The organism is Peribacillus sp. N1 (assembly GCF_054600815.1).
Genome location: NZ_BAAHZO010000061.1, coordinates 1 through 254, shown reverse-complemented (window position 1 = coordinate 254; position 254 = coordinate 1). Strand labels below are relative to the sequence as shown.

General features: G+C 33.5%; 1 protein-coding gene. It reads left to right on the top strand.

From position 1 onward, the window contains the following. Positions 1–107: 107 nt before the first annotated feature. Positions 108–254, top strand: a 147-nt coding sequence (locus tag ACYP5M_RS26635) for an IclR family transcriptional regulator domain-containing protein (RefSeq protein WP_459735744.1), incomplete at its 3' end; no start/stop codon positions are given.

Genomic DNA, 254 nt, shown 5'->3' with positions numbered 1-254 from the left:
AGTAGATTGCATCTGGATCAATTACTGCTAATGTGAGACTTAGTATTCTTCTTGTAGAGTCTTGAAAAATGCAATTTACGATTATTCTCTAGTAACTTGATAATTATATATCTGCGTTAGCTGCTCCTATTTTTAATTACATATGTTATATCATTGCTGTCATTAGTGTTGCTTGTCTTGATGTGAATTACCAAAACGAGTTGTTGCCTCCATTTGTTGAAAAGGTTAAGAGTGCAGCACTCTATATTTCACGG